Source organism: Fructobacillus ficulneus, from assembly GCF_001047075.2.
Taxonomy (GTDB): Bacteria; Bacillota; Bacilli; order Lactobacillales; family Lactobacillaceae; genus Fructobacillus; species Fructobacillus ficulneus.
Genome location: NZ_DF968005.1, coordinates 377,956 through 387,297 on the forward strand (window position 1 = coordinate 377,956; position 9,342 = coordinate 387,297).

Consider the following 9,342-nt stretch of genomic DNA (forward strand, 5'->3'; position numbering starts at 1 on the left):
TTCGCCATAACGGCCCATTACGTCCGCAGCAAAGTTTTGCCCATAGCTAGTCGATCCCCGCGGGTTAAAATAAACAACGTGGTAGCCTTTGGCTGCTAATGCTTGGAACTCATGAAAGAAGGTCTCACCGTAAGCAGAGTGGGGGCCACCGTGAATATACAAAATTAGGGGAGCTTCTGCAGCAGCAGTTTGTGCTTCAGCCAGCCAGCCTTGCAACTGAACTTTTTGGTCAGTTGAAGGGTAGTAGAATGACTTAACGGGAGCAAAGGTATGATCCTTTTCGTAATTTTGATTAGGATTGAAGAGGAGGACTTCATTACCAGTTTTCAAGGAAAGGGACTTCAACTCGCTGGGCTTTATAGGTGTTGAAGTCGCCATGATAATTTGGCCGGCGTTAGTCACTGAAAAATCAACAATATCCCGATGATCATCATTTAATAGGGTGCAAGTTTGACCGTTCCAAAGGTAAAGTTGACTATGGCCGTGGTGGTAGGCATGGAAAAGGTATTGGTCATTAGCTAGCCAAAAGCCACTGACATGGCTAGCATTTTGAGTCATATCGGCAGCCAAGCCGTGATCATAACCGACATCCAGGTCGGAGTCGCCGGTGATATTTTCAAAGTGCTTGGTTTTTAAGTCATAGAGGTATAGCTGGTTAACTGTGGCCGAATACTGTGAGTAGTCGCTACCAATCAGCATTACTTTTTGACCATCAGCAGAAAAGTGAGCGTCAGAAAAGACACCAGTCGCAAAGATACTGGTTAGCAGCTCAGTTTTATCCAACTCGAGATCATAGAGGAAAACGCCTTGAGTCGTATCAAATTCATTTTGCCATTCAGAATGAGTAGGGGCTAAGTACAAAATTTGGTTGGAACTAGGACTGATATCTTGTAAATTAAAATCGTGAGAACTTGTCCACAAAGTACTTTGTTTACCAGTCGTCAACTCAAACCTGTCCAAGGTGTAGGTATTGTCAGTTGGTAGCCAGCCTTGACCATCGGCTTTATTCTGAACTTTGGTAACATGACGAGTCGGGAAAGGATTGGAATCAGGAGTTGGGGTGTGAACGGTCTTCAAAAACAATTCAGCTTGATTAGAACTGAGCATGATCTGGCCAATGCTGTCACCAGTAGTTAGTTGTTTCGCAACGTCGCCGTCAATTGGCATTTGCATCAATTGAAATTGGCCATCAGAATCCTTACTGCGATAATACAAGAAATTACCAGCAACCGTTGGTTGCAAGTTTAAACCAGCGTTCGTCCATTGACGTATTTGCTGATTATCATCAAGACTGTAAATATTGGCAGTATAGCCATTAGCTGCCTGATCGATTTCATTTTGAACAAAGAATGTGTGGTCGCCAGCTGACTGTGGCTGACTAATAGTTTTTAAGGTAAATAAATCCGTAACTTGAACTCCGGGCATATGATTCTCCTTAATTGATTAAGATTAGACTCAGTATAACAGAGTTCAGCTGGCAATATCGGTTTTTAAAATCAATTAGAGTACAGAAAAAGATGGCGTCGTATATTTGCTCTGAGAGGACAAATTTGTACGATTAGTCGAACAAGTGTGACAATCGGACGCTAAATTAGCAGATTAGGCGTAATTATGAATATTTACAACAAAAACAGCTAAATTTAACTAAATTAAAAATAATTCAGCAAGTAGACCATGATTGAGAGCTATTTAAAGATATTCTTTAAAAATATGGACAAAAATAGAGGAAATGAGGCCAAAATCAACTAAATTTTGGTATCCAGGGGGGGTACAAATCATAAATTAGCGTTTGATTTTGTTTTATATAGTCTACTTTACATAATATATATTATCGAAAGTAATGTATATAAATATAAGGATTTTATCCCATTAGTATTTCAATCATCTTTTCTTCTCTTTTTGGCATTTATCGACTAACAAAACCTGGGTTCGTTTTTATTTAAGGCAGATTGTAAAATTAAACCGAACACCTTGCATAAAAAAACTGCAGAGACTTTAATGGTAATTGACTAAAATCAACCATAAAGGATCTGCAGCTTATGTCTTCTAGTTTATCAGCTCACGAACGTTCTGTCATTGAAACAATGATCAAACTTAATCATTCAACTCGAGAAATAGCCCGTTTCTTAAAGCGTTCTCCTGCAACTATTACCTACGAGTTAAATTGAATTAAACCATACAATGCACAACAGGCTCATCATTTAGCCCAGTGTAATCGGCACAAACACGGTCGCCATCCGACCCTGACACCTGAAATATCAGCTTTTTTGAACCATCACATTGGTATCTTGAAGTGGTCACCAGAAACGGCTGCTCATGTATTGGGTATTGCTTTCAAGACCATCTACAACTGGATTCATCATGGTTTGCTTAAAATTAAGTTATCAGATTTACCTGATAAAGGTATTCGACGTAAACGTCAATCTGACGGCCGTAGACGTGTTTTTGCTCATGGCCGTTCAATTGAAAAACGACCAAAAGCTGTCCAATTAAGACAAGAATTTGGTCATTTTGAAGTTGATACGATGCAATCTGGTAAAACACGTGGCGATGTTTTAGTGACCATCACAGAACGATTGAGTCGACAACATATCATGAGACATGTCAGTGGGCGCAATAGTCAGGCAGTGACACCAGCTATTATTAGGTTTTTCAAGGGTATAAAAAATGCTAAATCAATTACAGTTGATCACGGTCGAGAGTTTGCAAAATATGATGACATAGAAGAACAGCTAGGCATACCGATGTATTTTGCACACCCATATTCACCAGAAGAACGTGGTAGTAATGAAGTGCTAAATCGATATGTCCGTTGTTTTATCCCAAAAGAACGCAAAATTGAAACCATCAGTCAGAAAGAATTAGATCAAATTAATCATTGGATTAATGCCAGGCCAATGAAAACGCTCAACTGGCAATCACCACGAAAAGTCTTTCAGAAACATGCGGTGTTCGGATGATTCTTGCAATCTGCCTTAACTTAAACACTTTTTATTTTCAAAATTTATTTGTTATTAATTTAAAAGAAAGCTTAATCTAGTTTTTTAATAATTAATCGGTTTTCTAGTAAGAGTTTTTGTACTAAATTTCGTCCGTGAGTTTTGTTATCAAAGCTCTCGCCATATTTGGTGAGTAATAATTCAATTGCTATTTTGTAGGATGATTCAATTTCATTTGCTATTTTTCGATTATAAATGGAATAGTAAAAAATGAGCTCTGTATCGCTATGATATAAATCAATGCTATCAAATAAGGCTTGAAAATATGAATAATCAGCCTCACTAAGTGAATGTCCATAAAATATGATTTGTTTCAAATTTTTAGGGTTTAAGCGCCAATGATTTTTCTTTAACTGAGTTGAACTAAAAGAGTTCTTTAATACTCTACTTTGTTTTGAAAAAGATTGAAATAAAATTTTAGAAGTATTATCAGTATAATGTTCATGAAGGCTACTTTTATCAATACCAAAAATAATATTATGTTCATCTAAATTGCCATGAATTAAACGATAGTTTGTTAAATTATTTTTTTTAAACGGGTTGGTATAATTAAAACTTAAAACACTAATATCCTCGATATTTGCATTTTCGGACAATTGTTCTAAAAGCATTCTGCTACGAAAATAATATTTTGAATTATTAGTAATTTGATTTTTAAGATATTTAGAAAAATCAGATTCTAGCTTTCTGAGGTCATTCAATAGAATGGTTTCTATAATGCTATTAAAATCACCAATAGAATAAAAATTTTCAGTGATTGGATAAAATGTTTCCCAATGATCAATTGTGGCTTTTTTAATTATAAGTCGGAAAATATACTCTTCGTTATTACTTTCCGTCCATACCGGTTCCAATTGATTTACATCTCTTTTTTGGTTAACTTCTATTAATTTATCAATCAAATCAAATTTTAAAAGCGGGTTATTTGCATTTTTATAATCACAGCATAAGATATCAAAGAGTAAAGTCTCTAAATCAGACCAGTTTTCAATTCCAAAACCTCCCTGGTAAGCTCGGACATATCTTATGATAATATCCCAAATGTTATACTCTGGATTTTCGAGAAGTTCACTTTGATTTATATCTGATTGATCACCAAAATATGGAAATCTATGATCAAAGTAATCTTTAAAAGTTGACTTAACACCAATATTAAGGTCGAATCCATTACCTAAAACTAATAATTGCTGGCTCATTTGTACTATCCAATTTCTATTACTATTCTTAAATTTGATTTTACACTGTGAGTATTGTTGGGAATTAACAAACAAGAGTCCATTTTACGACAATCAAAATAAAACATTTTTATAGTTAAAAATGAGTTTAAATAGTTTCTTAGAATTTGAATTGATTATTGAGTTAAACCTAATGATATAATACTATATAGCTTAATAAAACGAGGAAATTAACCCATGGGTAAAAATGAAGTTTTCGCATATCTAAACGATAAGAACATTTGGCATGAAATCACGGAACACGAACCAATGTTCAGTATGGACAGCGTCTCTGATGTTGATTTGCCTTATCCAGATGCTGATGCCAAGAATCTCTTTGTTCGTGATGACAAGAAAAGAAATTATTACTTAATCACTGTTCGCGGTGATAAAAAAGTTGATTTAAAGGCCTTTCGTAAAGAAAACCAAACACGGTCATTATCATTTGCTTCTCCAGAAGATTTGTTGGAACTGATGGATTTAATTCCTGGATCAGTTTCACCCTTTGGCCTTTTGAATGATGCCGAACAACAAGTTCACTTTTTCTTAGATGAAGACTTCTTAGCTGACGAAAAAATGATTGGTATTCATCCAAATGAAAATACCGCCACAGTTTGGCTTAAGTCAGAAGATTTGATTAGTTTGATTAAGGAACACGGCAATGATGTTGACGTCGTGTCAATTCCGGTTCGTGGTTAAACAACAGCGAACTTTTTAGTATAGAATATTCTCTTTTAGAATATTACTATGTTCAACAACCCTTGTAATCCAGCGATTACTTGTTATAATAAAGGCATAAGAAAAGAAGTTGCCGTTCTAACCGGCAACTTCTCCTAGCAAACCCGTTTGAACGGTGGCTAGCCTTGAATAGTTAGAAGTAACCATCAATGGCCTGCTAAAGCGTAGATGGTTACTTTTTTACTTGCTAATTTTATCGATTAGCTCAATTACGATGTGAATTAATGATAGGATAAGTGATCCAAACATTAACGCCACCATAATAGTGCCTGTAACAGACATTAGGCGTTTCCTTTCGTTAAAAGTTTTGTGATCATAATAATCACCCCCTTCAGTCAAGGATAGCCACCATCTTCACTTGTTTGCTATACCCTAAGTATATCAGGAGGAAGTTTACCTCATTATCGCGGCTATAGTAGTCAAAATTTGCAGTGTGCGTGTGTTTTGAACGCATTTTCTGGTATGACGTAGTTCAAATTAGATTAATTTTAGTATGATAATTTGGAATATTTTGTTATTCAATTTTTTCTGGTAATCACTTACTTGTTATAATAAAGGCATAAGAAAAGAAGTTGCCGGTTAGAACGGCAACTTCTCCTAGCAAACCCGTTTAAACGGTGGCTAGCCTTGTATAATAGTTAAAAGTAACCATCATCGGCCCGCTAAAGCTTAGATGGTTACTTTTTTTACTTGCTAATTTTTTCGATTAGCTCAAAGTCTATGTGAATACGTGTTCAGTATTTCCAATCCAGCTGAATCTAGAAGAAAATCACCAATCATTTTTTCAAATTCATGTGTGATTTCATCCGTTTCGTCTTGTCCGCGACGTGAAACATCCCTTGAATACGATGACACATCAATTGGAATAATCACGACAGTTGTTACCTTTTCGTCAAAATCAAAATCATCAAGTTTATACTCTCTTTTCAAGCTTGCGATTGATGCACCTTGTTTTACTTGATCATTGTAAGCCTTAATCAAGTCGCCAAAAGTTGAATCTTCACTTGGGTCTGAACGACCATTTTCAAGAGTATTTGACCAAAATGAAGACTTCCCAACTACTAAAATCTTGCCGTTTTCTAAAACACTAACAAAGACGTATTCATAGTGGGCTTGTGCCTTATCTTTGTCCTTCTGTGCGTATACTGTTCCACGCTGACCAAACTTAGCTTGATCCTTAATCATTTCTGTTTTTTTATTTTTGAACTGCGCAGGGTCTTTAACATAAGAATTCCAATTTGGAATAATAAAAGCCTGACCTAATTTATCAGCATCATTGAAATTTTTCGTTTTAAGATAATCTTTAAAGTCTTGACCGTTAATATATTCTTGAACTTTTTCCGCTGTATTTGTATCTTTCATCGCATTCTCCTTTGCTATTCTATGCTCATTATAGCTGTTTTATATTTTATTGTTGGGAATTCTTCTGGTGATACTTAAAAATCGGCACAGAATCCTAGCAACGTCGATTTTTAGAACATGTTAAACTTAGGTTAGAAAGATTCACAAGTTTGCCCATCGTTCAATAGACAACGGAGCTATATTATGAAGAAAAACCATAGAACTTTATTCAAATTTGTCAGTACGCTTATTGTGATATCCCTTGCGGTCGTTGTTTCCTGGCTTTCATTTTCTGCAGGTCACCACCATAACAATCATTCAAGTACTAGCAGTCAAAGTACTACCCTTTCAAGTGCTAAGACATCATCATCGTCATCCAGTGTTGCTGCATCGGCCTCATCAACCAGTAATCCTACTTCAATTGGGTCTTGGTCAAGTGCTAAAGACAAGCAGCTTTCTTCCTTTATGTCATCTTGGCAGACTAAAATGAGCCAGACCTATACCGGAACCTATGATGGTAATGAACCTAACTTTTATGGCATTGCTTTCCCAGCAGCATTCTCAAATGCCAATGCTCAGGGACACTTCGTATTTGACAATACACAAGAAGATGTCACTTGGGACCCAACCAATCAAAGCCAAGCTGACTTGAAAGTTCTAGCGGTTGCAGTTGGTCATCGTAATGATGCGGCTACCGCTTTGATTCTTTATTTCTTCGCTGTTAAAAATGGCCAACCAGTTGTTTATGTTTCACAAACGACCAATGGTCCGCAAGTGTACTTCCAAAAGACCGATAACGCTGACTTGCAGAACGGTTTTGCTAAACTTTACAATAAGTAATTCTTATTAGAAGGCACCTCAAATCTGAGGTGCCTTTTTTTGAAGACTTTTTCAAATTAACAACCATCTCCCCTCCCATTTTTGGCCATAAAATTGACCCCCTGCCCGACTTGTGATATTACTGACAGTAACGAGTTTATTATAAGTATTCCAACCTACTTTTACTGAAAATTTAGGAGGCAGTTTATGACGGAAAAGACATCGGCACCCACAGAAATCGAGGTTCGTGGCGGTCGAGTCCATAACCTAAAGGACATTAATGTTAATATTCCCCTGAATCAATTTGTCGCCATTTCTGGTCTCTCTGGGTCCGGTAAGTCTTCCTTAGCCATGGGTATCCTCTTTTCCGAAGGGTCACGTCGATATTTGGAAGCCTTATCAACCTATACCCGTAACCGGATGAGTCAGGGCCAGGTTGCCGACGTGGATTCGGTTGAGTTTATTCCCTCCGCAATCGCTCTCCGTCAGCGCCCTTCTGTTCCCAGTGAACGGTCGACAGTTGGTTCCATTAGCGAGCTGTCAAACTTAGTTCGTTTGATTTTTTCACGGTTAGGATCACCTGTCTGTCCCAATGGTCACCGGTTACCGCCCTCTGCCGCCATTGCTCAAGCAATGAATGCCAGTGAAAAGCCTGGTCTAAAAGATACTTCGGACCAGTTAACCTGCCCAGTTTGTGGTGTGACCTTCCACCCCTTTTCAGCGGAAGACTTTTCCGCTAATAGTAGCGGTGCATGCCCAACTTGTCATGGGTCCGGCGAAGTCCGCGAATTGGATGAAAGTAAGATCATCAAAGACCCCAATCTCACCATCCAGGAAGGTGCCATTGCATCTTGGCACTTGCCAGGTCGCAACTTCATGCCCTCGATTGCCCAAAGTCTGGGTGTTCGCCTCGATGTACCTTATAAAGACCTGACTGAAAAAGAACAACAAGTTGTTCTCCACGGTGAAAAGAAACTATATCCTGTTGATTTTAGAACTTCAACTGGTCGGGTTTACCATTCCGACGGGACCCTCTATGAAAATGCCTATGATGCGGTAACTGATGCCTTGGCTTCAGTTAAAAGCCAGGCCACGCTGAAGAAGCTCAACAAGTTCTTTCATTTTTCGACCTGTCCCACCTGTCACGGGTCACGGCTCAACCCAGACCTTTTGAAGCAAACGGTTGATGACCAGGACATTGTGGCCATTAACCACCTGCCATTGGAAGGTTTAAAAAGCTGGGGTCAGAAAACACTAGCTGCTTTGCCTGCCGACCTACAGAAGCTAGGTCAGGAACTCTTCAAAAACCTTGATCAGATTTTGCAGCCAGTCCTGGGCCTCGGTCTCGGCTACCTATCCTTGGACAGACCAGGTGCATCACTTTCAACTGGGGAACTCCAACGATTGCAACTAGCCAAAACTATTCGCGCGCAAACAACTGGTGTCCTCTATGTTTTGGACGAACCTTCTATTGGCCTCCATCCAGACAACATCAAGGGACTGATTAAGATATTCCGGACCCTAGTTGACCAAGGAAACTCCCTGGTCGTCGTTGACCACCAAGTTGATTTGATAGCGGCCGCAGATTGGATCATCGAAATCGGACCGGGTGCCGGTGAAAATGGTGGCCAAGTTATTGGTGCTGGCCGACCTGACCAGTTAGCTCAAAACCAAGGTTCACTAATTGGACCATATTTAGCTGGCACGGCCAAGATTTTGCATGACAAGGTGAGCTCTCCGGCTGGGCCAAAGTCCGGTGAAACAACCATGACCGTCACCGACTACTACAACTTGAAAAATGACCAAATCTACCTGCCCAACCAGGCCATTACAGCGGTCACGGGCTTCTCTGGAGCTGGAAAAACCTCGTTAATTTTGAAAAGCTTGGTGCCAGCTATCAACGCTCAAGGTAACGATGAAGAAAGCCCTGAACAAGTAAGTAAACTTAAAACTCCGTTAAAAAAAGCGGTTGCGATTGATGCCAAACCGATTGGTCGCAACACTCGGTCGACACTGGCAACCTACACGACTATCATGAATGACCTCCGCAATCTTTTTGCCAGTCAATCGGCGGCCAAAGAGCAAAAAATGGACGCCAAATACTTTTCCTATAACAACAAGGAAGGTGCTTGTCCAACCTGTGCGGGCCTCGGTGTGATTACGGAAGATATCCAGTTCTTGCCTGATATCGTTGAGACCTGTCCTACCTGTGGTGGTGGCCGCTTTAACGA

General features: G+C 38.9%; 6 protein-coding genes and 1 pseudogene. 4 read left to right on the plus strand and 3 right to left on the minus strand.

Features of this window, described 5'->3' with window-relative positions; translation table 11 throughout:
- A partial coding sequence (locus tag AOQ29_RS06390; RefSeq protein WP_061993650.1) for a S9 family peptidase occupies positions 1 to 1,425 on the minus strand: 1,425 nt, incomplete at its 3' end.
- Between the two features lie 614 nt (positions 1,426 to 2,039).
- On the opposite strand from AOQ29_RS06390, the pseudogene AOQ29_RS06395 reads away from it, so the two are divergent.
- Positions 2,040 to 2,960: pseudogene (locus AOQ29_RS06395) on the plus strand (IS30 family transposase).
- Positions 2,961 to 3,031: 71 nt separating this feature from the next.
- Here the strand turns inward: AOQ29_RS06395 and AOQ29_RS06400 are convergent.
- Complete coding sequence (locus tag AOQ29_RS06400; protein ID WP_061993651.1) at positions 3,032 to 4,195, minus strand: AbiH family protein; 1,164 nt, start codon at positions 4,193 to 4,195, stop codon at positions 3,032 to 3,034.
- Positions 4,196 to 4,411: 216 nt separating this feature from the next.
- Between AOQ29_RS06400 and AOQ29_RS06405 the strand changes: the two genes are divergently transcribed.
- Positions 4,412 to 4,912 (plus strand): prolyl-tRNA synthetase associated domain-containing protein, encoded by a 501-nt coding sequence (locus AOQ29_RS06405; protein ID WP_061993652.1) that lies wholly within the window; start codon positions 4,412 to 4,414, stop codon positions 4,910 to 4,912.
- A 750-nt stretch (positions 4,913 to 5,662) separates the two neighbouring features.
- On the opposite strand, the gene AOQ29_RS06415 is transcribed toward AOQ29_RS06405, so the two are convergent.
- Complete coding sequence (locus AOQ29_RS06415; RefSeq protein WP_061993653.1) at positions 5,663 to 6,313, minus strand: hypothetical protein; 651 nt, start codon at positions 6,311 to 6,313, stop codon at positions 5,663 to 5,665.
- A 231-nt stretch (positions 6,314 to 6,544) separates the two neighbouring features.
- On the opposite strand from AOQ29_RS06415, the gene AOQ29_RS06420 reads away from it, so the two are divergent.
- Positions 6,545 to 7,132 carry a DUF4767 domain-containing protein gene (locus tag AOQ29_RS06420; protein ID WP_158530769.1) on the plus strand — a complete coding sequence of 196 codons (588 nt, stop codon included), beginning with the start codon at positions 6,545 to 6,547 and terminating at the stop codon, positions 7,130 to 7,132.
- Between the two features lie 186 nt (positions 7,133 to 7,318).
- A partial coding sequence (locus AOQ29_RS06425; RefSeq protein ID WP_061993655.1) for an excinuclease ABC subunit UvrA occupies positions 7,319 to 9,342 on the plus strand: 2,024 nt, incomplete at its 3' end.